The organism is Rhodococcus spelaei, from assembly GCF_006704125.1.
In the GTDB taxonomy this organism is placed as follows: Bacteria; Actinomycetota; Actinomycetes; order Mycobacteriales; family Mycobacteriaceae; genus Rhodococcus_G; species Rhodococcus_G spelaei.
On record NZ_VIGH01000002.1, the window covers coordinates 372,942 to 397,782 of the forward strand.

Genomic DNA, 24,841 nt, shown 5'->3' on the forward strand with positions numbered 1-24,841 from the left:
TTCGCGTCGAGGACGACCCACATGGACCTCACCTAACCCACGTTAGCGCGCGCATTTGCGCTGCTGAACCGGGCGCGAACAGGGTGCCGGGGGCCATCCGTGACAAGTGTTGTCAAACAGGCTCGGAAGGAGGCCATCTCGGGTATCCGACCAGCGATGAGATCAACACCCGCTGAGCTAGCAGCGTTGGGAACTCGTATGAACGTGTTCCAGGCGGGGATATCGTCTGGAACGCGATTCAAGGAGCAGCCGATGGCGTCTGGGTTCGGGCGGAGAACATGTTGGTCGAACTCCGTGGATTCACATGCGCGAGATCGAGCGCCCATCGGAACAACGATTGTGCTGTCGTTCCGATGGGCGCTCGATCACATCGGTGATCGGCGGTACATCCTGCCGATCGAGGCACCCGACTGGGATGCGGCGACGGGATCCGACCACCTGATCACCCGGCTCGACTTGTTCTTGTATGCCCCTGGGTGGCAGGAGCGAAGTGCACACCCGATCAGCGAGGCAGTCTCCGTGGTGGTGATGCCCCCGCCTCCAGCTAACCGTTGAAACAGGTCGTGTCACGAGCGAAGCTCCCAACCGGTGATGGTTGGGAGCTTCGCTCGTCGGCAGGCACGTAACTCTCGGCGCACGTACGCACGTCCACGCAGAAGGAGAGCTCACACGCCGATCTCGTTCCGGTTCGGCCGCAAAGGATCGTTGGCGGCCGACAGCCTGACGGGGCTGACGCAAATTGGAGTTTCACCTCAAACGTACTGGCCAGTACTTTTTGTAACCAAAGCGAGACTTGTCAATTAAGTCCGAGATGTGAAGTTTACCTTTAGGTTCAGCAATGAACGACCCAGTTCACAGGTACCTCCCAGGAGCATTCCAGGAAAGCAGGTGCAGTTTGAACCAGAGTTCATGGCGCGGGCATGAGTACCGTCGCCGACATCGGAAGGGCGCCGCGCGGGCGCTCGGAACCCTCGCCGTCACCGCCACGCTCATGGTGACCGGCGTGAGCACCGCGATCGCAGCACCGACTACCTCGCCCTCGCCGACTCCGGTCGAAGTCGAAGAGTCCTCCACGGCAACCTCTTCGACGCCATCGACCACGACCACGACCACGACGCCACCGCCCACATCGGCGGCATCAGATCCTGTGTTGAAGGAATCGCCCGCCGCGTCGGCGACCAAGCAGCGCACGTCGACACCCCCGGCGGTGCCCAGCACTGCGGTCGAAACCACTTCGCCTTCCCTCACGACGACGTCGAGCGCCGAGGCCACTAGCAGCTCACCGGCGCCGGCCGCCGCAGCGAACGGGAAGAAGATCCCGTACACGGGCAAGGCGACCGAGAACCCGAATGCCACCGTCGTACCGGGCAAGATGCGTTCGGATCGGGAGGAGATCCCGGAGGGCTTCACGAAGGCCGACGCGGACAAGGCCGAGACGCTCGAGGCCAAGGCCAAAGACCCCAAGAACGCCCGGTCCACCTTCGGAATCCTGGCCTGCCAGTACTTTTGGCCGTCGCCCCACGCGGTGTGCGGCGCAATCCTGGACAAGTACCTGTCGCTCGGCGGCTCCAACAGCTTCCTCAAGCACCCGATCAACGTGGAGCTGGGCAACCCCGACGGCGTCGGTCGCCGCCAGGAGTTCCTGGTGGGTCCGATCTACTGGCATCCCACCCATGGCGCTCATCCGGTCGTCAACAGCTTCATGACCAAGTGGGGCTCCAAAGGCTGGGAAGCCGGCATCCTCGGCTACCCCACCACCGACGAAGCGGTCAACCCGGACGGCGTCGGGCGACGCCAGAATTTCGTCGGCGGCACAATCTACTGGCACCCTCTAGCGGCACCCCAGGCCGCGTTCGTCGGCGGAGCGATCCGCGACAAATGGGGCCAGACAGGCTGGGAGGGACCGGGCGGCCTACTCGGCTACCCCACCGAAGACGAGAAAGTGGTCGGATCGAACGGCGCAGGCCGAATGAACCGCTTCGAGAGAGGCGTGATCTACTGGTCGCCAACTACAGGTGCGCACCCTGTATCGGGGATCATTCTTGCAGAATGGACCGAATCCGGCTATGAAACCGGGTACTACGGCTACCCGACCGGTGACGAGTTCGCAATGAACCCAGGCCGCAAGCAGGTATTCCAAAACGACTACATTGACTTTGGGACAGCGCAGTCGATTTCAAAACAACACTACGACTGCTCGCTCAATCAGTCATGGCCTGTCGCAACCAGTTCGACAAACTGGGTAAGAAGCAATATTCGTGCGACGTGTACAGACCCGAAGCAGAAGATTGAGATGATCACTCAGTACTTCTACACTGCGCCCGGCCAGAGCAATGAAGTAAACCTAACTGAGGCCGTCCAGGTAGCTACCGGCCCCCAACCCCTCCATGAGTTCAAGCGCGGATATACATCGACTTGCGTCAATGGAACATATCGAGCGAGGACGAAATTCAATATCATTAATGCGGACGGCGGAACCCTGCCTCCCCCTACTCCCCACAGGTCAGATCCCGTTGTGGTGAGCAATTGCCGAACAGTTGCGCCGGTGTGCCCCGCTACCATGAGTCAACCAGATTGCAATGCATCGGTCGACGCATACCTATTCGCTGTACGGAAGAACATGGCCGCACGGCCGGGATATGCAGGTAAGAGCGTCTTCGACAACGACTTGAATCACCTACCGACCCCAGTGACGAAATGGCTAGAGTACGACGTCTATCTACCCGACTCAAACAATGATCGCACCGCCGAGCGTCTTGTTATCGACGACGGGGATCGCCTCGGGAAGATTTGGTTTTCCAAGGATCATTTCAAGACACAAGGAGGGTGGACTGGCTGGGAACTAGAATAGGGGCAGTCCCCAGCCTGGCGCGAAGTAAAGTATAGCGCCTTGTCAACCGTGAGGGGGTCTCGGAATTCCGCATCACTCCGAGACCCCCTCACGAGTCCACGGTATCCAAGGAAGCGAAATATGACACTGGATCGCGATAGGCCTAGTTCAGGACGAATTTGGACTCCCATCGACCGAGCCGACAAAGTTCAGCTTTGGTCAGATTTCAATAAGCGTTACAAGTTTCAACCCGGACTTGAGCCTGAGGATTTTCCTGGAATCGCAGAGCCTGTGCCGTCAATTACATTCAAGCTCGCCAAGAATCCCACCAAGTCTGCATATCGGGATAACTTCAATCGGATCAATATGGAGGCTCTCCAATCTTTCCAGTCGATCGTTCCAGCGGGACGCGAAATGATAGCCTTGGACTGGCAGCACCCATGCTTCCGGTTCATGCCGTCCGCGGTCGAATCATCAAATGAAATTGACTGGAAGATCCCGGTGTATCCGAATGGCGACTACTACATTTTCGTTACCGAATCGCTCAACGAGGGGACATTTGGGCACCCATGGGAGCATTCTATTTGCGTATTCGGATCGCAGCTAGTTGATGAACTTGGTAGTCGTCTGGGAAAATGGCTCACCCCGATAAGGATCGACGGAAAGTCCACCTAATGAATACAACGAGGGGGTCAACGCGGCGTTCGCGGTCACCGGCACGCCCACGCGCCGTACGTGTGGTACGGGGCGGCCCGTGATGCGAGAGTGGAGACCGCGTGCGATTCGACGACGCGTTCGGCGTACGTCGGGGGATCGCCCGACACGGCCAGGGAGGCGATGGACCGGTGCTGGCAATACGACCGGGAGCGCCTTCTCGTTGAGTCCGACTGACGGGCTTTCGCTGCCGCGTTCCAGCGGTCGTCAGGGTTGGCCCAATACTCCCGAATCTGACCCGAAGTGCAAAGTAGCGCCCGTTAGGCGTTGATGTTCCGGCGTGAGCTGTTCATCGCCCTTGCGGCAGAATCTTTCGGCGCACCGCAGAGAGAATTGACCTGCCGGCACAGCGCGCCCTGATCGGCCAGGCGAACGGTGCGTGACCGGCGGGAAGATCTCTGTTGCCCCCGTGCAGCGAACCGCACCACCGACGAAGGGACAGATCGTGGCGAAGAAGGTACTTGTCGAGTACGTCGACGACATCGACGGCACCCCCCTCGACGCCGACGGCAAGACCATCACCTTCGCGGTCGACGGAGTCGAATACTCCATCGACCTGCACAGCGAGAACGCCCGCGCATTTCACCGCGCACTCGACCATTACATCGAACACGCCACCAGATTGAGCTCCCGACGCGAAACTCCCGGCGTCGTGCTGTCGCGATCCCAGGCCCGCACGCGATCCCAGGCGATCCGACAGTGGGCGGCAACCAACGGACACAGCGTGCCCGCGCGGGGCCGCATCCCGGGCGCAATAGAGCAGGCGTACATCGCGGCCCAGTGATCGTAGGGGTGGAGGGTCGGGGCCGGCCATCGTCACCCGAGATGTGTCGCGGTGGGCTGGTGGCCGAGCGTCCCGGTGGGGATGCCCAATTCGGTGAAGGTCGACAGCAGTCGGTCCACGTCTGCCGCGTCTCGGCAGCCGTATCGGGCGAGGTCGAACAGGGATCGGGCGACGGTCGGGTCGGTCCGGGCGGCCGCGACGGCGGCGTCGACTTCTTGCTTCACGCGCGCCGAGACACAGCCGGTGTCCTCGGTGCTGGGTGCCGTGCCGCCGTTCAGGGACGGGGCGGCGCTCGGCGGAGATCCCGGTGCGAGGTGGAGACGGGTTCGGGTGTCAGAAGGGAGCCATGCGTGCCGCGGGCGAGGATCGTCCCGCGCTCGATCAGGCCGATGGCCGTGGCGGCAGCCTCGAGCAGGAGCGCCTGATCGGGCCAGGTCAACTCCTCGAAGGGTCGTCTGTGCAGGCGCATGTTCCGGCCACCGAGCTGCTCCCACACCTGCCGCAGATCAGTCCCCCGACACCCCGCCCGGCCGAGGGGCGCGCACAGTTCGTCGAGGAGGGTGCGCAGCAGGCGGAACCAGACGCCCGCGTGAACCTGTCTGCGCGGCAGCGTGACACGACCATCCCTCAGCGCCTGGGAGGTGCGTGCGTCCATCGCGGCCACCGGATCGGAGGCCGGTGTGGGCCGGTCCTGGTCGGACTCCCACCCCACGTAGACGGCGGGCAGGCACTCGCACGGTTCGAGCAGGCATCGATGTGTCGGGCAGCTGAGCTGCAGCGGCAGGTTCCACGTCAGCAGCAGCGCCGGAACGACGGCGTCGTCAAGGCAGCGCCGGCAGGCCCGTTGGACGGGTCGCCCGGGTGGCAGCCATGGCCGCCAGCCGGGCGGCGGTGTGCGCGACGGCCGCCGGTCCGTTGGAAGCAGGACCGAGAACTGGCGGGTGTACGTCTCGAACGAACAGCTGCAGGGGTCGAGGCTGTCGAGCAGCCACGGTACGAGGCCGGCCAGGCTCATGCGGCGCAGCCGGTCCGGCTCGACACCGCTGCGCCCGGACAGGGACTCGAGCAGGTCCGGCGGCGGATCGGAGTCCAGGCCGGCATCCGTGATCCGGTGATGGCCCAGGTCGTGTTCGAGCAGTCCGGGCAGCGTGAGCTCGTAGGCGGCCGCGGTCCTGTGCAGCCACGAGGACAGGGCCTCGCCGTCGAGGAGTGCGGGATGGATCGGCCACCGCGCGGGCGGGGTCACGGGATCTCGCGTTCGAATTGTCTGCGGCGCTCGCTCGGCCCCACGTACGCGGCCATGGTCAGGGTGCGCCGGTTGATGGCCTCCTCACCGCCCTCGACCGCCGCGACGGCGGCCTCGGTCAACAGCAGTGCCAGCTCTCCGATTGTGCCCTCGCTGCGCGCGAGCAGGTAGCTGGTCATGTCGTCGGTGGCGAGGTGTGAGCGTCGCCGCAGCGGGAAGGACGCGGCGAAGCTGGCCACCAGCGAACGTGAGTCCCCACCACCCTCCCACAGCGGCAAGGTCATTGGCGCGAAGCGGTTTTCGAGTTGGTCGTCGGTGCGGATGGCGAGGTAGGCCTCCCGGGTGCCGACGCCCACGATCGGGATCCGGAGCTCGTTGCCGAGGTAGCGCAGCAGGTTCAGGAATTCGCGGCGGACGCCGTCGCGTCCGGCCAGGACGTTGTGCAGCTCGTCGATCACCAGCATCCGCACCCCGGTCCGACGCAGCAGCGACAGGGTCGTCTGTTCGAGTTCGGACACCCGCCGGCGGGGCCGAACGCGTGCTCCGAGGGCGGCCTGCAGCGCCACGAAGAACCGGGCCACCGACGGGTCGGAGGGCATCTGGACGGCAAGCACGGGGATGTGCTCGCGGTCGGTGTCGCTGACCGGCGGGTGCCGGCGCCGGAACTTCTCGACGATCATGGATTTGCCGTTGTTCGTCGGCCCGACCAGCAGCAGGTTCGGCATCCGCTGCCGGGCCGGCCAGGCCAGCAGCGTCTCGAGTCGGTCCAGGGCGGTGACCGCCCTGGGGTAGCCGATCCACCGGTCGGCGCGTATGTGTCGGAGCCTCTCGGATCCGGGCAGTCGCGCGACCGCGCGCGCGTCCTCGCGCAGGTGGGTCAGGTCCTCGGGTCGCTCGTCCATCGTCACCATTCCTCGATGTCGTCGAACGGGGCGCTCACACAGTCGGTTTCGTTGTCGCCCTTGCCCTTCGGTGGGGGCGGTGGGTGTCCGGGCGCCGGTTCCTCCCGGAGGTGTCGGCGCCGTTCGCCGTCCCGGCGGGCCTTGCGGGTGGTCTTCTGCGCGACGGCGGTGATCTCGCGCATCTGGGCCAGCATGCGGAAGAGGGTGGCCTCGTCGACCTGACCTCGGGCCTGTTCACGCAGGCGGGCGATCGCCTGCCGTTGTTCCCACAGGGTCACCGGTGGGTGCGAGAGCGTGCGGTAGGGCACCTCGACGTAGTCGCGGCCCTCCGGGTCGAGCACCCACACTCGGCTGATGTCGCGTGGGTCGCGCCGGATGACGAACTTCTCCATCCGGTCGCGGCGGGCGATCCACGGCTTGAGGGCGTTGGCGAAGTAGTGGATGTGGTCGATGACGAAACCGGTGCGGGTAAGCCGGCGCCGGATGACCGGCAGGAAGTCGACCAGAAAGGCGGTCGGATTCGACACCAGGGTGGGTGTGCCGCACCGGGCGACCTCCTCGGCCCATCGGCCGGCGGGGGTCTGACCGAGACCGGCATGGACGCTGCCGTGGTAGGACGCGACGGCCAGGGTGAGCCAGCGCTCGAGTTCGGCCAGGGTCAGGGCCGCGGTGGCCTCGGAATCGTAGGCTCCCCTGGCCGTCGGATTCGAGAACGTCGTGCCGGGCAGCTCGTGCACCCGTGTCATGACGGTGCCGATGAGCCGTTCGACGATCCCGCCGTAGTGGGGGCGCCCGGGCGGGCGGTAGTCGAGGTCGATCCCGTGCTGTTGGCATCCTCGGCGCAGCGCCTCGCTCTTGAACTCCGGTGCGTTGTCCAGGTACAGCCGGTTCGGCTTGCCGCCCATCGGCCAGTCGACCCGACCGGACAGTCCCAGCGCGTCGAGCCACAGTCGTTTGTCGCAGCACACGTGACCAAGGCAGAGCCCGACCGACACCGCGGACGGGGCCTCAGCGTCACGACCATGCCGAGCACGCACCGGCTGCGCTCGTCGATCGCCACCGTCAGATAGGGGCGCCCGATCGGCTGCCGTTCCCGGTCGTCGACGACCATCACGTCCATGACGGTGTGATCGATCTGCACCCGCTCCAGGACTTCGCTCGCGGTCGGTGCCGTGCCCCCGACCGCCTGCAGTGTCCTGGCAGCATCGCGGCCCTCCCGCCGCCGCGCGACCACGCCCGGATGCATCGCAGCAATCCGCGCGGAGACGGTGTTGCGGGCCGGGGCCGTCAGCCCCCGCTCCCGACACGCCTGCGCGATGCCCTGGTAAACGACGGCCAGCGACGGCTTCTGCCGCTTCAAGTAGACCCTGCGTAGATGCTCGGCCACCAACTCTTCGAGTTGATCCGGCAGACGGCCCCCGCCACGGCCCCCGGACGATCGGCCCCCGAGCAGATCCGAGACCACACCCGAACCGCGACGGCACCGATCGACCAGCGTATACACCTGCCTGCGTGAGAGCCCCAGCCGCGCGGCGGCATCGTCTGCCGCCTTGTGCCCCACAGTGTCCATTGCGGACAACGGCGCAATCACCGCAAACCGCGCTCTGGCCTGCTCCCACATCGCGTCCGACGAGGTGAGCACACCGCTCTCCGTGACCGCGGGCCCCTCCGCGGTCACGGGCCGAACCCCCGGCGCGCACGGCGCATGTCGCAGTCGACGATAGTGCACATCACTTCTGATCGGCAGTGTCAGAAGTTCCCCGCACGACACACCGTTACCCCACGAAGCCGTGCAGTCGACTCCTGAAACCGACAGAGGCGGCGAATCGGCTCGGCGACCAACTCGCGGCGAGCCGGCGGAGATGTCTCATCTTCAGGTGTTACAGAATCGGTCGATTGTTGGACGGCTTCGGCCCCCTCCCCAACACCTCCACTCCGAAGTCGGGCCGAAAGCGCCCGTTCCCGGCCGAATGCCGACATCCCCGCCAAATTGGAGTTCAACCCAAACGTACTGGCCAGTACCTTTTGTAACCAAAGTGAGACTTGTTACCTAAGTCCGAAATGCGACGGTGACCTTTAGGTTCGGCAGTGAACGACTTCGTTCACAAGTACCTCCCAGAACTTCCCAGGAAGAAGGTGCAGGTTTGAACCACAGTCCAAGGCGCGGGCACGAGTACCGGCGCCGACATTGGCGGGGTGCCGCGCGAGCACTCGGAGCCATCGCCGTAGCAGCAACCATCGCGGTGACCGGGATGAACACCGCGACCGCAGCTCCCTCCACCACGCCGACGCCAATACCCTCCGCGACTGAGAAGGCATACGAGACAACATCATCGGCAGTCCCGACAACCACCCCTGCGGCAACCGATCCCGCAGCCGAGGAAACGACCACCGCAACTACCATCACGTCACGGGTTGCATCCCCCGCACCCTCGACGAGCGCACAACTCACGACTAGTACGCCGGCTACGACGACTACCGAGCCAACTCCCAGCACCGCTCCAGCGCCGGCGGCGAGCGGGAAGAAGATCCCATACACCGGCAAGCCGACCGAGAATCCGAACGAGACCGTGATCCCCGGAAAAATGCGGTCGGATCGCGAGGAGATCCCCGGGGGCTACACCAAGGAACAAGCCGACAAGGCCGAGATGAAGGAAGCCCGGACGCAGAAACAGGCTCAACAGGCCCGCGCGGGCCTACTCGCGCCACCGCCGCCTGGATGCCAGCAGTACTGGCCGACAGAATGGAACGTGTGCGGCGCCATCCGCGACAAGTACAACTCGCTCGGCGGACCCCTGAGCTTCCTGCTGCTACCGGCGTCCCACGAGCTGGTCAACCCGGACGGGTTCGGCAGGCGCTCAGTCTTCCAGAATGGCCCGATCTACTGGTCCGCGGCTGGTGGCGCGCACCCGGTGGTGAATCATTTCTTCGCCGCGTGGGCACGCAAGGGCTACGAGGGCGGATACATCGGATACCCGACCACCGACGAGATCGTTAACCCCGACGGAATCGGCCGACGCCAGAACTTCACCGGTGCCACCATCTACTGGAAGCTGAACGAGGCCTACTCGATCGGCGGCCTGATCCGGGACAAATGGGGCCAGACCGGCTGGGAAGGTCCCGGTGGCTTGCTCGGCTACCCCATCACCGATGAGGTCGTCCTGCCGGATGGGCAAGGACGAATGAACCGATTTGAGCGTGGCGTTATCTACTGGCACCCGACCTTCGGCGCCCATCCGGTCACCGGCCGCATCCTCCTCCAGTGGGGAAGCGAGCAGTACGAAGCGGGAATATACGGCTACCCCACCGCTGACCCGCAGCAGGTTGGAACAAATCAAACCCAGCAGTTCCAGTACGGCACAATCGGCGGTCCTCAAGCTATCGCCCGCTTTACTGCGACGGAACCGGAAGACACCCCCAGTAACGTGAATATGCCCGACTATGTCGGATCAAATGGGCAGTACGTCACAACGCTTCCTGCCAATTTCCAAACCAGGGACTGCAATACTGCTGGAACAGGTACTGGATCGGGGTACGCGGCGTGCGTCACATACGGCGCGCACACTACTGACCCGACCATCATGATGACGCCAGGGCAACCTCCCCTCGAAGAACAAGCGCCGCCGCCCGTTCAGCCATTCTCGGCACCAATCGTTACAAAGAATTGGTGCGAAAAAGACTACGACGAGGAGGCGAAGACAGGGAATATCACCAACAGCTGGATAGCGGAACGCACGTACGCTTGCTCGGTTCACCCCGTCGTTCTCACACTAAAGAATATATCAACGAATGCGCTGCTGGCGAGAGCCAATGCGAAGTTCGTGCAGGAAGTCCACACTAAGTACAATGACCCGAAGCAAAATGAATATCGGGCAATGTTTGACATTGAAAGCGTTTTCCGAACCCTGGAAGGGGCAAACGCGCCATTCACGCTGAGTGCAAGTATTTCATGCCCCACCAGCGCCTGCACGGCCGCCCAGCAGGACGGCATGGTCAATGAAAACATTGTTCCCGGCGCTCAACTGTTTGTCTACTCAAAGATCTCGTTTGGAGATCTCGCACCCGGCGCTCTCGTAAGCGGCCCCGCAGAGGTGGACTGGACGCTTAGCGGAATACCGACCAGTCCTGGATCAAACGAAGGGGTTGATTCCACACCCAATATTCGGTGCGATAATGACACTCCGCCGCCCGGGTTCGCCAAGGTGATCGGCAAAGGTTGCGTCTTCCCCAATCGGTCGCCAATCATGGACGTTGTTTCTGATCCAAATCAGCAAACGATTGCAAATCACATCAAGCGGGCCCAACAGTCGGGACTCAGGGGTGCAGAGACTCTATATGCGACAGGGCCGTTGAACCGGATGGCCGACAAGAATGAGAGGATCAAGAACCGCAATCGGGCTTGCCCGGGCACTGCCAACAAGTACGACACTGCTGGTGGAACGAAGAGTTGCGACGAATATCCGTTCGCATCAACAAAGCAGGGTGCCGCCCAGCCTTCGGATATCGTCCAACCGCCGAATGGCCGCACCTTCTCGGGATGTGGCGTCAATGACCTCCCGAGGGTCGACCCTAGTCGGACGGGGAGCAGCGGATACAGCGTCTGTATGGTCCCGGTTGGGGAACAAAGTAAGCAAGCGAACGCGATCGGATCGTTCTACTATCAGAACCGGCTCCTCGACGGCGAGGCGTTCTTTGTGAGAGCCGACACCGGTAACTGACAGCGGCAAGAACAAGAAGGTGGAGGAGGGCCGAGAGTGCGGATCTACACTGGAACTGTATGGGCTGAGGAACAGGTCTTCATCTGCGATTCCGGGGATCCGTTCTCTCGGTCCGAATCCATTGACTTCAATAATTCAGGGGTCGGGCCATTTTCCGGACAGGGAATAATTCTCTTCGCGATACCCGAGTATTACGGGAGTATTCAGGTAACCGTGCAGGTACATGACTCCGATCCCGGGCTTGACGCCGAGACCTGGTCTCGGGTCGCCGAGGGGAACTTCGCCACCGATCTTGGTGAACTCCGAGTGCTCGGTGCTGAAATGAATGAAGCAACGGGCGAACTTGACCAGCCACTGACCTCCGCCGGTGCATACGTAGCACACCTCCGGCTCCATGTACGCCCGCTCCCCGTGCCTGAACAGCACACATGGGAGGACATTGGTGCAGTGTGCCTAGTCCAACTCTGGATTACCGGCGGGGCTGCACAAACTTCAGTTGATCCCTCTTATCGTTGACCCCGACAGGGGACATCTGACTGTAGGGTGTCGGTCTGCCACCGGAAGTTGTCAGCGCAGCGACGATTCTCGGACGGACCGGATAGTGACTCCGGGGAAGCCACCACTGACCAAAGTGCCCGTAATCGGATGTGCAGAAAACTTTCAATTCTGCGACACCTATCGGTTGCGCTCTCCGGACCTCCAGCACTGCCAGTAAATAGACCCCAATCTCAGAGTGCATCGATCTGTTCCACTGGAACCAGGTACGAACACCCTTGCCAGACTGCCGCTCCCCGCAACTCACCTGGTGTTGTCGGGAGGCGAGCCGGACCCCGGTTCCGGCGCTACGGTGAGGCATGCGCCTGGTCCCCGATCCGCCGACGCCGGACGATGATGACGAGTTCACGCTGACGCCGCGACAGATGCATATTGTCGCGATCGTGGCGCGGACCCTGGCCGACAGTGCCTACGACGACATCGACACCCACGGCGACGCGCCCGTGACCGCCGGCGCGGATCGGTCAGTGTTCACCGAGTACCCAGCCACCACGTGGGACCAGCCCGCGGCATGGCGCAGGCACGCCGCCAGGTCCTTCGACGACCTTGCCGCCGACGCTGAATCCGGCCGCTCACCACGACCGACGTGCACTGGCGAGGAAATGGCACTACACCTGATCCTGCGACGCGCCTCTGCACTGCATCACGACGGTCATTTCGATGATGAATTGGCCGCCATTCCCAGGCATCCCGAGGATTCCGACTGGGCCGGCCCCCTGGACTACCTGTTCGAGGACCACGACGTGCTGACCCTGTTCGACGGCATTACACCCGACGACGGGGTCAACCTCGACCCACCGGCCTGGTTCGATCCGTTCGAGCCGCCCCGAGCTCGCGACCCTCAGCGCGGATACCGCCGATAGCCGTACCGGCGGACGGCCAGTAGCTGTCGGGCAGTCGAGGCCCGCTCGGCAGAAATTACGGCAACCCCACCGGGTCACGCAGCGCGACACCGATTCCCGGGACTTGACCAGTTCGGATCGTTCTGGTTGTCGCGATTGCCCGAGTGTTGCACTATGCCCTAATGCCTACGTCTCAAGCGCCGTTCCTGTCGCCCCGGAGTCAGAAGATCCCGACAGCTCGGCAGTTTCTCGGCCTGCCAATGCTGTACTTCGGCCTTGGATTGTTCCTTGCGCCTCTCGCGCTCACACTTTTGAAGTACCTCCTGCGAGTGGACTCCACGCAGGGCTGGTTCACGGTGTGCTTCCTTGCTCTCGTTCTCGCAGGCGGAGTCGGCTACGTCGCGTATCAAAGCCCTGTAATCGCTTGGTGGCATTGGCTGTTCATCGCGTTCGGCGCCAACCTGTTCCTCGGGGCACTCGCCCGTACAACAGAGGCCCAGGCCCTCTACGTCGTCTTCTCACTCGTCAACTTGGCGGGGTTCCTGGGAGCGGTCGCCGGGGGCATCGCCGCGAGCGTGCAAATGTCGAAACAACCTGCAACCGCACCCCACGACGCCCGAATGGTGGCCCCGATCGTCGGCCACACTGCCGATGGACAGCCGGTGTACGGCGCCCCCATTCGTTCACAGTCCACCAACGTCTTCGCAATTCTTGCCCTCGTGTTCGGATTCCTCGGCGGCGTACTGGCGATCATCTTCGGTCACATCGCTCTGAGCCAGATCAAGCGCACTGGTGAGAGCGGCCGTGGCCTCGCCATCGCCGGACTGGTTTTGGGCTACTTCTTCGTCGCGTTCTGGCTGGTGCTCGTCATCTCGATAGCCTCCGGCAACGCGTAGCGCCAACGCCGCCCGGCTGGAGTGGAACTCCACCGCCGAATACGCCTGTCTGGCACACTTACTCGTTGCCGACATGCACGCCCGCCTGGCGGAACTGGCAGACGCGCCGGATTCAAAATCCGGTACCCGTGAGGGTGTGGGGGTTCGATTCCCCCTGCGGGCACCACGTCGGCTGTACCGCGGCAACGTTGAGGCAGCGGACCGGATGCTGGTGGGGTGCCCGGGTGGGGCCCACGTTCCTCCGCGTTCAACCGGCCGATCATTCAACGGCTTGCACAGGGGGAAACCCCACCCGGGTGAGCCGACAGTACGCGCTGCGGTCGGCGCACCGCACCCGGATTTCCGTGCCGACGTCGCGCACGCGAGAAGCCGTGCGCGACGTCGCCGGGTCAACGCGCCACCGGTTGCGCCCCACCTTGCACCTCCGGTCACGTTCGGGAGTACTGGGCCGTATTGGGCGGGCGGGCCGTCGAAGAGATCCTCGCCCCGGGCCAGCAGTTGCCGACGCACCCCACTGTCGAGCCACCGCTTGAGGTTGTCGGTGCCGTCGAACCGGTAGACGACCGACCGGGCACCGGGCACCGGGCGTCGGGGCGACCTCGGTCCCCAGGAACCCTGTGAACACCGCCGCGGCGCCGTTCACTTCGTCCTGCCAGTGCCGGAATTCGGACTCGCGGCCGGGGCGGAGGCGTTGGGTGATCACCACGGTCGCGCACTGATGTCGCGGCGATGCGCCGTCCGGCACAGACACGTCAGTGAATCTACTCCGGGGCACACGCCCCGAGAGCCCGAAACGGTGTCAGCCCCGGAACGTCCGGCGGTACGCGACCGGCGAGACGCCGATCGTCGCGTTCAGGTGCTGGCGCAACGACGCGGTGGTCCCGAAACCCGACCGCTGCGCCACCAGATCCACCGGAAGGTCGCTGGCCTCGAGCAGTTCCCTGGCCCGGTCGAGGCGTCGTGCGGTCAGCCACCGGTTCGGCGTCGTCCCGACCTCCTCGCGGAAGCGGCGGGTGAACGTGCGCACGCTCATGTTCGACCGCTGCGCCAGATGTTCGAGCGACATCGGCTGGTCGATCTGTTCGAGGGCCCAATGCCGCACCGCCGCAGTCGATTCGGATGACGGTTCGGGAACCGGCCGCTCGATGTACTGCGCCTGCCCGCCATCGCGCCAGGGCGGCACCACGCACCGGCGCGCGACCCGGTTCGCCACCTCCGCGCCGTGGTCGCGGCGCACGATGTGCAGGCACAGGTCGATGCCCGAGGCGACGCCCGCCGACGTCAGGACCCGGCCCTCGTCGACGAACAGCACGTTGGGATCGACCCGCACCGCCGGGTACGTGCGCTGGAAGTGGTCGGCGTGGCTCCAGTGGGTGGTCGCGCGCAGGCCGTCGAGCACGCCCGCCGCGGCGAGCACGTACGACCCGATGCAGATCGACACCAGTCGGGCGTCCGGCCTGATCCGCGCGAAGGCCGCGGCCAGTTCGGGTGACAGTCGCCCGTCCTCGACCTCCGGCCCCAGTTCGTGCGTAGCGGGGATCACCACGGTGTCGGCGGTCTCGAGCAGGTCGGGACCGTGCTCGACGACGATGGCGAAGTCCGCCTCGGAACGGACCGGACCGCCGTCGAGGCTGCAGGTCCGCACGTCGTATAAGCCGGCCCCGTCGGCGCCGACCGCTCCCCCGAACACCCGCGACGGGATGCCCAACTCGAGGGGAATGACGCCGTCGAGCGCCAGGACGACCACGCGATGCACCGACATGGCCGAATTCTTTCACATATTGGCTATCCAGCCACTGGTGTGTGCGACCAACGGCCCCGAACAATGACATCCGTGACTTCAGAGATGACGGCCACCGGGCCGCTCGCGCCGATCCCGACGACCCGCCCGCGGATCCACCGGGCCTGGATCGTCGCCGCCGTCGCCTTCCTCGCCCTGGTCGGTGCGGCCAGCTTCCGCGCCGCGCCGTCGGTGCTGATCGAGCCGCTGCACGAGGACTTCGGCTGGTCCAGGGCGACGATCTCCGCCGCGGTCTCGGTCAACCTGGCGCTCTACGGGCTCACCGCGCCGTTCGCCGCGGCCCTCATGGAACGGTTCGGGATGCGGGCGGTGGTCTCCTCCGCACTCGTCCTGGTCGCGACCGGCAGCGGGCTCACGGTGTTCATGACCGCGGGATGGCAACTGGTGCTGCTGTGGGGCGTGCTGGTCGGCCTCGGGACCGGGTCGATGGCGCTGGCCTTCGTCGCGACCGTCACCGACCGCTGGTTCGTCGCCCGTCGCGGGTTGGTCACCGGCGTCCTCACCGCGGGCGGGGCGGCCGGCCAGCTGGTGTTCCTGCCCGTCCTCGCGATGCTCGCCGAGCGCTACGACTGGCAGGCCGTCTCGCTGACCGTGACCGTCGCCGCGCTGGCCGTCGTACCGCCGGTCCTACTGTTCCTGCGGAACCGGCCCGAGGACGCCGGGACCACCCCGTACGGCGCGGCGCCCGGCTACACACCACCCGTCCCTGCCACCACGACCCGAGGCGGCGCCGCCGGACGCGCTGTCGGCGTGCTGCTCACCGCGGCCCGCACCCGCACGTTCTGGTTGCTGGCCGGGACGTTCGCGATCTGCGGCGCGAGCACCAACGGTCTGATCGGCACGCATTTCGTGCCGGCCGCCCACGACCACGGGATGCCGGCGACCGCGGCCGCGAGCCTGCTGGCGGTGATCGGCATCTTCGACATGGTCGGCACCATCGCGTCGGGCTGGTTCACCGACCGCTTCGACTCGCGCCGCCTCCTCGGCGCCTACTACCTGCTGCGCGGGATCTCGCTGATGTTCCTGCCGATCCTGTTCGCGGAGTCCGTGCACCCACCGATGCTCGCGTTCGTCATCTTCTACGGCCTCGACTGGGTGGCCACCGTGCCGCCGACGGTCGCACTGTGCCGCAAGCACTTCGGCGCCGACGCCCCGATCGTGTTCGGCTGGGTGCTGGCCTCGCACCAGATCGGTGCGGCCGCGGTGGCCTTCCTGGCCGGCCTCGTCCGCGATCAGTTCGGCGGGTACGACTCCGCCTTCTACGTCGCCGGCGCCCTGTGTGCGCTTGCCGCCGCTCTCTCGCTCGCGATCGGCAGGCGGGCCGCCGGCCACGCCGAGTGACAGCCGACACATCCAGGGTCGGAGTGTGGTCAAAGCAACAAAATTGCACTCATCTGCAAGTTTGCAGACTCGTGCAATCTCGGTACCTTCGAGGAGGTGACCACGCAACTGCCACTACGCGACCGCAAGAAGGCCGCGACCCGGAGGGCACTGAGTGACGCCGCGGTTCGACTGGCCAAGACCCTGGGGGTCGACGCCGTCACGGCCGATGCGATAGCCGCGGAGGCCGGAGTGTCCACTCGGACCTTCCACAACTACTTCCCGTCCAAGGAAGAGGCCATCCTCTACCGCTTCGAGACGGACGTGGGCGAATGGGTGGCGCAACTCAGCGCCCGCCCCGCCGACGAAGCGATCTGGGACTCGCTCGAGCGATTGGTCGTCGGCATCGTGACGGACCCCGCACGCGACGTCGCCGAGACCTTCGCGGTGATGGCACTCATCGAGGACAGCCCGGCGCTGATGGCCCGCAAACTCGAGGTGCACGGCCGGGTGAGCCGGATCCTCGGCGAAGCCATCGCGGACCGCACCGGGACCGACGTCGACAACGACCTGTACCCGAACCTGCTGCAGATGGCCTCCGGCGCCGCCTGCAAGGCCGCCATCGACCTGTGGATGCAGGGCAACACCGGCTACGACACCCCCGCTCCCCTCGTGACCGAGGCGTTCGCCCAACTCCGGGCCGGACTCCCCCCACCCGCCCGTCCCACGGTCACCGCGTCGCGGCCCGCCCAGTCCTGAACAGTCCCGACCAACCCTGACACCGAAGGGTCCTCCATGGCCACCCATCTCTATCGGATCGGCAAGTTCGCCTACCGGCGAAAAGGCACCGTCCTGTCCATCTGGCTCGCGATCCTCGTCCTGATGGGCGTCGGGGCGGCCACCCTCTCCGGCCCGACGAACGACTCGTTCTCCATCCCCGGGACGCCTGCACAGAAGGCGCAGGACCTGATGTCCGAGCGCTTCCCCGCCGCAGGCAAGGACCCGTTCAACTCCCTGTCGGCGCGGTTCGTCTTCGCCGCCCCCGAGGGCCAGACGCTGGCGACACCCGCCAACGAGGCGGCCATGGACGCGACGCTGGCGAAGGTGCGCACCATCGATCTGGTCGAGCCCGCCGCGAAGGTCGACCCGTCGGCACCCGCGGCCGGATCCGATCCGGCCGACCCGGCCGCGGGCCAGCACAGCGCCGCCCTGGTCAATCCCGTGGTCGCGAACGACGGGCTGATCAAGATGGTCACCGAGCAGGCCGAGAAGTCGGGCAAGCCGGTCGATCAGGCCGTCGCCGATGCCGAGGCCCTGTCCCCGCTGAGCCCCGACAAGACCGTCGGCTTCGTCGAGGTCCCCTTCAGCGGCTCGCACACCGACGTCACCACCGAACTGACCGACCAGATCGACGCCGCCGCACAGGTCGCCCGCGACGCCGGACTGACCGTCAAGCTGAGCGGTACCGCCGCCCAGACCCAGGAGGGGCCCGGCGGCTCGACCGAACTGGTCGGCATGGCCGTGGCCGCGATCGTCCTGATGATCACCTTCGGATCCCTCGTCGCCGCGGGCCTGCCGCTGATCTCCGCGATCATCGGCGTCGGCATCGGCAGCCTCGGTATCACCGTGGCCACCGGCTTCACCGAACTCGGGTCGATGACACCGACGCTGGCGATCATGATCGGCCTGGCGGTCGCCATCGACTACTCACTGTTCATCGTCTCCCGGTTCCGACACGAGATGACCGTGACCGACAACCGCGAGGAGGCGGCCGGTCGCGCCGTCGGGACCGCCGGTTCGGCTGTGGTGTTCGCCGGCCTGACGGTGATCATCGCCCTCGTCGCGCTGCGCGTGGTCGGCATCAAGTTCCTCAGCGACATGGGTATGGCCGCGGCCTTCTCCGTGTTCGTCGCGGTCCTCGTCGCGCTGACGTTCCTGCCGGCGATGCTCGGACTGTTCGGCCGCAAGGTGTTCGCGGGCAAGATCCCGTTCGTCAAGGCCAAGGACCCCGAGTCCGGTTCCGTCAAGCCCGGTCCGGCCATGCGCTACGCGAACTGGGTGGCGCGCGTCCCCGCGGTCCCGCTGATCGGCGGCGTGCTGCTGCTGGCCGTGCTCGCCCTGCCCGCGACCGGGCTGAAGCTGGCCCTGCCCAGCGAGAGCACCGGTGACCCCGCGACCAGCTCGCGGCAGGCGTACGACCTCGTCGACGAGGGCTTCGGCCCGGGCCGCAACGGCCCGCTGCTGGTGGTCGTCGACGCGAAGGACGCGACCGTCCCCGCACCCGAGGCGTTCGGCACCGTCCTGCAGACCATCAAGGACCAGCCGGACGTCACCAACGCCCAGGTGATCGGGATGAACCCGGCCGGCGACACCGCGCAGATCATGGTGACCCCGTCCAGCGGGCCCACCGACGCCCGGACCGTCGACCTGATGCAGTCCATCCGCGACAGCGAGGCGGGCCTGCACGAGAAGATCGGCGTCAACTACGGCGTCACCGGCCAGACCGCGCTCGAGACCGACGTCTCGGACCGGCTGCAGAGCGCGCTGATCCCGTACCTCGCGGTGGTCGTGGGCTTGGCGTTCCTCCTGCTGATGCTCGTGTTCCGGTCGATCCTGGTGCCGCTCACCGCGACCGTGGGCTTCCTGCTCAGCGTCGCCGCGACGTTCGGTGCAACGGTCGCGATCTTCCAGAACGGCTGGGGCGGGATGATCGGTAATCCGCAGCCACTGGTCAGCTTCATGCCGATCTTCCTGATCGGTGTGGTGTTCGGCTTGGCGATGGACTACCAGGTGTTCCTGGTGACCCGGATGCGTGAGGAGTACGTCCACGGGGCGTCCGCCAAGGACGCGATCAAGATCGGCTTCAGCCACGGCTCGCGAGTGGTCACCGCCGCCGCGCTGATCATGATCTCGGTGTTCGGCGCCTTCATGGCCGAGCCGAACTCGTTCATCAAGTCGATCGGCTTCGCACTGGCCGCGGCGGTCTTCTTCGACGCCTTCATCGTCCGCATGGTGATCATCCCCGCGGTGATGGCACTGCTCGGCGACAAGGCATGGTGGATTCCGAAGTGGCTGGACAAGATCCTGCCGAACGTCGACATCGAGGGCGAGAAGCTGCGGCGTGAGCTGCCGGCGGAACTGCCCGAGGAGGAGACGGTCGCCGCACGGTAGTCGCGGCACACCACGACACCTCCGGTCGCGTCGGGACACCGACACGACCGGAGGTGTTGTCGTGTCCGGGCCTGGTTCCGCGCCTAGGCTGAACCCTCGACAACCATCTCGAGCGGGCGCGGTGGCCCGGCTCCGGAAGGCAGACGGGATTCCATGGCACACCACGCTCATTCGGAACGCATCGCGGGCCTGAGCCGCACGCAGAAGGCGACGCTGACGACGGGGGTCGGTTTCTGGCACACGGCCGCCGTACCGGACGCCTCGATCCCGTCGATCATGCTGACCGACGGTCCGCACGGCCTGCGCAAGCAGTCCGAGGGCGGTGATGCGCTCGGTCTCGGTGACAGTGTCCCGGCGACCTGCTTCCCGCCGGCCGCCGGGCTCGGCTCCAGCTGGAACGTCGACCTCATCCACACCGTCGGCGCCGCGCTGGGCACCGAAGCCCGCGCCGAGGGCGTCTCCGTGCTCCTCGGGCCCGGCGTGAACATCCGCCGCTCGCCGCTGTGCGGCCGCAATTTCGAGTACTACTCCGAGGATCCGTTCCTGGCGGGCGTGCTCGGTGCCGCATGGGTGCAGGGCGTGCAGTCCCGCGGGGTGGCCGCGTCGCTCAAGCACTTCGCCGCGAACAACCAGGAAACCGACCGGATGCGCATCGACGTCCAGGCGGACGAGCGCACCCTCCGCGAGATCTACCTCCCCGCGTTCGAGCGAATCGTCACCACCGCCCGTCCCTGGACGGTGATGTGCTCGTACAACAAGGTCCGGGGCGTTCAGGTGAGCGAAAACCGTTGGCTACTCACCGAAGTCCTGCGCGACGAGTGGGGTTTCGACGGTCTGGTGATGTCGGACTGGGGAGCGGTCAACGATCGGGTGCGGGCGCTGGCCGCCGGCCTGGACCTGACGATGCCCGCCGCGGCCGGCGACGACCGGGTGGTCGCGGCGGTCGAGGCAGGCGGGCTGGACGAGTCCGTGCTCGACCGTGCGGTCGGTCGGCTGCTGACCCTGCTCGATCGCACCGCCGCCCCCGCCGACGATCCGGCCGGCTACGACGCCGGCGCGCATCACGACCTCGCCGCGGTCGCCGCCACCGAGTCGGCGGTCCTGCTCAAGAACGACGGGGTGTTGCCACTCGACCTATCCGACCTCGACCGGGTCGCGGTGATCGGCGAATTCGCCCGCACCCCACGGTTTCAGGGGTCCGGCAGCTCGCAGGTCGTGCCCACCCGCGTCGACTCGGCGCTCGACGCCATCGGCGATCTCGCCGGGGAGGGCGCTGCCGTCCGTTTCGCGCCCGGCTTCCGGTTCGACGGCACCGCGGACCCCGAATTGGTCGCCGAGGCGGTGGCGCTCGCCGAGCAGTCCGCGACGGTGCTGCTGTTCCTCGGCCTGCCGACCGAGTTCGAGTCGGAGGGCTTCGATCGCACCGGCATCGACCTGCCCGCGAACCAACTGGCCCTGATCGATGCGGTCGCCGCGGTCAATCCTCGTGTCGCCGTGGTGTTGTCGAACGGCGCCGTCGTCGCGACGGCGTCGTGGCAGGACCGCGCGCAGGCGATCCTCGAGGGGTGGCTGCTGGGACAGGCCGGCGGATCGGCGCTCGCAGACCTGCTGTTCGGGCTGGCCAATCCTTCGGGACGGCTGACCGAGACCATCCCGCTGCGCCTCGCGGACACCCCGAGCCGTCTGAACTTCCCGGGCTCGGACGGTGTCGTCGTCTACGGCGAACGCATCCACGTCGGCTACCGGTGGTTCGACACCCTCGACCTGCCGGTGGCGTACCCGTTCGGATTCGGCCTGTCCTACACCACCTTCGAGTACTCCGACCTCGCGCTCGCCCCGTCCGCCGACGGACTCGAGGTGTCCTTCACGGTCACCAACACCGGCGACCGCGCGGGCGCCGAGGTACCGCAGGTCTACGTCCGCGACGTCGAAGCGAGCGTCGACCGGCCCGCGCACGAACTGAAGGGGTTCACGAAGGCCCACCTCGCGCCCGGCGAGGCACGAAGGGTGACGGTCAGCCTCGACGGGCGCGCGTTCGCGTTCTGGTCTGTGCGCGAACACCGCTGGGTGATCGAGGCCGGCGACTTCGAGATCCGAGTCGGCGCCTCCTCCCGGGACATCCGGCTGGCCCGGACGTGGGCCTCCCCCGGTGACGGCATTCCGGCGACCCTGACCGGCATGTCGACCATCGGCGACTGGTTCGCGCACCCGATCGGCGGGCCACTGCTGCTGGCGGCGTTCGCGGACGCGGGCGGCGGTGACGGCGCCGGATTCGGCGACGTCGATCCGCTGGTCATGAAGATGGCGGCGGGGGCGCCACTGGCGAAGATGGCCTCGTTCGCCCCGGGCATGACAGCCGACCGGGTCGAGGGACTGGTCGAAGCAGTTCGGGCGCAGAGCACACTCGGCTGACGGACGTCCGGAGCCGACCACCCAGCGAGAGGCGAGTGACCGTGACCAGGCCGAAGCACGAAGCCCAGGAACCGACCGCCCCAGGGCAACGGACGAAGAAGCTGCGCAGCCCGCTGTTCTGGGCGGCGCCGATCGTGGTGGTGGCGCTGCTCATGTCGCTGCTGGCCGCGCTGTACCTGGGGGGCATTCTCGACCCGAAGGGCAGCCTGCACGGTTTCCCGATCGCGGTCGTCAACCAGGACGAGGGCGACGTCACCCCGGGGTCTGACGTCCGGCAGAACATCGGCGACCAGATCGTCGACGGACTGGTGGCCGGGGTCCCCTCGGACAAGGTCGACCTGGTGCAGGTGGGGATCGGGAGCGCTCGGTCGATGCTCGATTCGGCCGAGGTGTACGGCGCGATCGTGATCCCGTCGGACTTCACCAAACGGCTGATGATCCTCGCCCAGTCGAGTGTCGTCCCGGGCGACGTGGAGCGCCCGGTCATCACCGTGTTCACCAATCCGCGGGCGGGCACGTTCGGGGTCGGGATCGTGCAGTCGATCACCGAGCCCGCGATGGCCACCGTCAACGAGACCGTCGGCAAGCAGGTCAGCCAGCAGGTCGCCGCCGCGGTCGGGAGTACGCCGGTACCGGGCGCCTCACGGCTGACGCTCGCGACACCGATCGACGTGCAGACGGTCGCGCACAAGCCGCTGCCGGACGGCACCGGAAACGGCCTGTCCGCGTTCTACTACGCGCTGCTGGTGATCCTCGCCGGGTTCACCGGGGCGATGATCGTGAACACCCTCGTCGACGGCATGCTCGGGTTCGCACCCACCGAGTTCGGGCCGCGGTACCTGCACAATCCCGCGGTGGAGATCTCCCGGTTGCAGACCCTCGCCGTCAAGTGGGGCGTGATGCTCGTGCTCGCGCCGCTGGTGTCCGGGCTGTACCTGTGGATCTCGCACCTGCTGTCGATGCCGCTGCCGAACGCATTGGGGCTGTGGCTGTACGGCATGTTCGCGATCGCCGCGGTCGGAATCACCGCGATGTCGGTCCTCGCGGCCTTCGGTACCGCCGGGATGATCATCAACCTGATCATCTTCGTCATCCTGGGTCTGCCGTCCGCCGGCGGCACCATCCCGATCGAGGCGACACCGCCGTTCTTCGGCTGGCTGGCAAGTTTCGAACCGATGCACCAGGTGTTCCTGGGTGTGCGGGCGCTGCTGTACTTCGGGGAGGGCGGGTCACGGGAACTCGCGCACGCGGTGATGATGACGGCGATCGGGCTGGTGATCGGGCTCGTACTCGGTGCGGTCGTCGCGGCGCTGTACGACCGCAAGGGGTTTCACCGCGGGGTGGCCAACCCCGAGCCGGCCGCCGATCCCGCGACTACCGCCTGATCTGCGCGGGCACTGGAAACACCGTCAGATCAGGTTCGCGCCCTTGCCGATTCGCCGGCGAAGGTCCCGCATCAGCAGGTAGCTGCCACCGTTACGGATGAAGCTCGGCAGGAACCGGTTGACGAACGAGACGAAGATGAACAGGTGCTCGAAGCGGCGCCGGTCGTCCTCGGTCCACTCCAGGGCAAGTTGCTCCCGAAACAACGGGGGCAGGAACCCGATCGTCAGGAACCTCAGCAAGTTCCTGAACGGCGCCCGGATCGGCCAGGCGATCATCCGCAGTCCGACGAGGTCGTCGAAGAACTGCATCGACCGCTCGTCGAACTGCACCCGTTCGCACGCCGTGTTCCAGTACACGTCGAAGTCGGCACGGGTGGCGGGCCACATGTCCTCGGTGACCTGCAGCGTCGTGCCGAGGGTGGAGGACCGCTGGTAGAAGTGCTCCAGGTCCTCGCCCGACAGTCTTCCGTGCAGCAACTGGTGCGAATCCTCGAACCCGATGTATAGGCACGCCGCGACCCACAGCTGCAGTTCCCGGTTGAAGGCGTTGTACTCGACCGGACTGTTCTCGTCGGACCGCACCTGCCGATGTGCGCCGTTCACCGCCTCCCGGTAGGCCGCGCGTTCGGTGTCGGTGCCGAGGATCGCGACCGCGAGGTACTGGGTGGTGGTGCGGGCCCGCTTCCACGGGTGGTGCATCAGCGCACCGGACGGCACCTTGCTCTCCATCACCCCGTACGCGACCTCCGGCCAGCCGATCTGCATGGCCACGTTCGCGGCGGCGCCCGCGAACGACCAGAAGTCGAGGGCGTCGGTGAGGTCCGGGTTCTTCCGGGTCCACCGCTTGCGGGAACTGGTGACGGTGATGCGGGTCTGCGCGGCGGTCAGCCGCGGACGGTCGTCGAGATTGACATAGCTGCGAGGCACACGCCCTCCTTCGATGGATCCCCCGTGGGCGAAACGGTCGGTACACCAACAGTTCCGGACTCCGATCGCGTTCACCCCTCCGCGACCACGATCGGCACCTATGCGAATTGCCGTTAACATACCACCCGCGCGACCGACGTCGAGGACAATCGCCGAACGGATCTGCCGCGGGTGATGACGCCCCGGCCTGCCGGTTCCCGCTACACTGCCTACTGCAGCGGGGACGGGCAGCGATGCCCACACCCCACGCCCTCGTAGCTCAGGGGATAGAGCAACCCTCTCCTAAAGGGTAGGTCGCAGGTTCGAATCCTGCCGAGGGCACCATGCCATCAGGGCCG

General features: G+C 66.1%; 18 protein-coding genes, 2 tRNA genes and 1 pseudogene. 14 read left to right on the plus strand and 7 right to left on the minus strand.

Going from position 1 to position 24,841, the window contains the following annotated elements; genetic code table 11:
* The first annotated feature begins 1,003 nt into the window (after positions 1–1,003).
* The 3 genes from FK531_RS05555 (at position 1,004) to FK531_RS05565 (ending at position 4,328) form a co-directional block, all read left to right on the plus strand.
* Entirely contained in the window at positions 1,004–2,851 is a 1,848-nt protein-coding gene (locus FK531_RS05555) for a hypothetical protein (protein ID WP_181762833.1), read from the plus strand.
* A 120-nt stretch (positions 2,852–2,971) separates the two neighbouring features.
* Positions 2,972–3,505, plus strand: a complete 534-nt coding sequence (locus FK531_RS05560; RefSeq protein WP_142096005.1) for a DUF2716 domain-containing protein — start codon at positions 2,972–2,974, stop codon at positions 3,503–3,505.
* 484 nt (positions 3,506–3,989) lie between these two features.
* Positions 3,990–4,328, plus strand: a complete 339-nt coding sequence (locus FK531_RS05565) for a histone-like nucleoid-structuring protein Lsr2 (protein WP_142096008.1) — start codon at positions 3,990–3,992, stop codon at positions 4,326–4,328.
* Between the two features lie 32 nt (positions 4,329–4,360).
* Here the strand turns inward: FK531_RS05565 and FK531_RS05570 are convergent, their stop codons facing one another.
* The 5 genes and pseudogenes from FK531_RS05570 to FK531_RS23090 form a co-directional block, all read right to left on the minus strand.
* Positions 4,361–4,552, minus strand: coding sequence for a hypothetical protein (locus FK531_RS05570; RefSeq protein WP_142096011.1), 192 nt, complete (start codon positions 4,550–4,552; stop codon positions 4,361–4,363).
* A 50-nt stretch (positions 4,553–4,602) separates the two neighbouring features.
* On the minus strand, positions 4,603–5,574 hold the full coding sequence (locus tag FK531_RS05575) for a TniQ family protein (RefSeq protein WP_181762834.1): 972 nt from the start codon (positions 5,572–5,574) through the stop codon (positions 4,603–4,605).
* Positions 5,571–6,476 carry a TniB family NTP-binding protein gene (locus tag FK531_RS05580; protein WP_142096018.1) on the minus strand — a complete coding sequence of 302 codons (906 nt, stop codon included), beginning with the start codon at positions 6,474–6,476 and terminating at the stop codon, positions 5,571–5,573. The genes FK531_RS05575 and FK531_RS05580 overlap by 4 nt, the downstream gene beginning before the upstream one ends.
* A 2-nt stretch (positions 6,477–6,478) precedes the next feature.
* Positions 6,479–7,222 carry a Mu transposase C-terminal domain-containing protein gene (locus FK531_RS23040; protein ID WP_494338127.1) on the minus strand — a complete coding sequence of 248 codons (744 nt, stop codon included), beginning with the start codon at positions 7,220–7,222 and terminating at the stop codon, positions 6,479–6,481.
* A 33-nt stretch (positions 7,223–7,255) separates the two neighbouring features.
* Positions 7,256–8,097, minus strand: a pseudogene (locus tag FK531_RS23090) (TnsB C-terminal domain-containing protein); the annotation flags it as partial.
* Between the two features lie 949 nt (positions 8,098–9,046).
* Here FK531_RS23090 and FK531_RS05590 point away from each other — a divergent pair.
* From FK531_RS05590 to FK531_RS05610, 5 genes are all read left to right on the plus strand, one after another.
* The gene (locus tag FK531_RS05590) at positions 9,047–11,194 is read left to right on the plus strand and encodes a NucA/NucB deoxyribonuclease domain-containing protein (RefSeq protein ID WP_246097914.1); all 2,148 of its coding nucleotides are present in this window, start codon (positions 9,047–9,049) and stop codon (positions 11,192–11,194) included.
* 36 nt (positions 11,195–11,230) lie between these two features.
* A complete protein-coding gene (locus FK531_RS05595; RefSeq protein WP_142096024.1) occupies positions 11,231–11,710 on the plus strand; it encodes a hypothetical protein in 480 nt (159 codons plus the stop codon).
* Between the two features lie 338 nt (positions 11,711–12,048).
* Positions 12,049–12,612, plus strand: a complete 564-nt coding sequence (locus FK531_RS05600) for a hypothetical protein (RefSeq protein ID WP_142096027.1) — start codon at positions 12,049–12,051, stop codon at positions 12,610–12,612.
* Between the two features lie 161 nt (positions 12,613–12,773).
* A complete protein-coding gene (locus tag FK531_RS22625) occupies positions 12,774–13,487 on the plus strand; it encodes a DUF4190 domain-containing protein (protein ID WP_246097917.1) in 714 nt (237 codons plus the stop codon).
* 79 nt (positions 13,488–13,566) lie between these two features.
* Positions 13,567–13,653 (plus strand) — tRNA-Leu (locus FK531_RS05610).
* Positions 13,654–14,286: 633 nt separating this feature from the next.
* Here the strand turns inward: FK531_RS05610 and FK531_RS05615 are convergent.
* Positions 14,287–15,249, minus strand: coding sequence for a GlxA family transcriptional regulator (locus FK531_RS05615; protein ID WP_142096030.1), 963 nt, complete (start codon positions 15,247–15,249; stop codon positions 14,287–14,289).
* A 63-nt stretch (positions 15,250–15,312) separates the two neighbouring features.
* Between FK531_RS05615 and FK531_RS05620 the strand changes: the two genes are divergently transcribed.
* The 5 genes from FK531_RS05620 to FK531_RS05640 all read left to right on the plus strand — a co-directional run bounded on the left by FK531_RS05620 (position 15,313) and on the right by FK531_RS05640 (position 23,576).
* The gene (locus FK531_RS05620; protein ID WP_142096033.1) at positions 15,313–16,629 is read left to right on the plus strand and encodes an MFS transporter; all 1,317 of its coding nucleotides are present in this window, start codon (positions 15,313–15,315) and stop codon (positions 16,627–16,629) included.
* A gap of 96 nt (positions 16,630–16,725) precedes the next feature.
* Positions 16,726–17,367, plus strand: a complete 642-nt coding sequence (locus tag FK531_RS05625; protein ID WP_142096036.1) for an acyl-CoA-like ligand-binding transcription factor — start codon at positions 16,726–16,728, stop codon at positions 17,365–17,367.
* A 36-nt stretch (positions 17,368–17,403) separates the two neighbouring features.
* Positions 17,404–19,779 (plus strand): MMPL family transporter, encoded by a 2,376-nt coding sequence (locus FK531_RS05630; RefSeq protein ID WP_142096040.1) that lies wholly within the window; start codon positions 17,404–17,406, stop codon positions 19,777–19,779.
* A 153-nt stretch (positions 19,780–19,932) separates the two neighbouring features.
* Entirely contained in the window at positions 19,933–22,191 is a 2,259-nt protein-coding gene (locus FK531_RS05635; RefSeq protein ID WP_142096043.1) for a glycoside hydrolase family 3 C-terminal domain-containing protein, read from the plus strand.
* 41 nt (positions 22,192–22,232) lie between these two features.
* The gene (locus FK531_RS05640; protein WP_142096046.1) at positions 22,233–23,576 is read left to right on the plus strand and encodes a YhgE/Pip domain-containing protein; all 1,344 of its coding nucleotides are present in this window, start codon (positions 22,233–22,235) and stop codon (positions 23,574–23,576) included.
* 24 nt (positions 23,577–23,600) lie between these two features.
* On the opposite strand, the gene FK531_RS05645 is transcribed toward FK531_RS05640, so the two are convergent.
* Positions 23,601–24,503, minus strand: a complete 903-nt coding sequence (locus tag FK531_RS05645; RefSeq protein WP_142096049.1) for an oxygenase MpaB family protein — start codon at positions 24,501–24,503, stop codon at positions 23,601–23,603.
* A gap of 248 nt (positions 24,504–24,751) precedes the next feature.
* On the opposite strand from FK531_RS05645, the gene FK531_RS05650 reads away from it, so the two are divergent.
* Positions 24,752–24,827: transfer RNA gene (locus FK531_RS05650), tRNA-Arg, on the plus strand.
* The last annotated feature ends 14 nt before the right edge of the window (positions 24,828–24,841 follow it).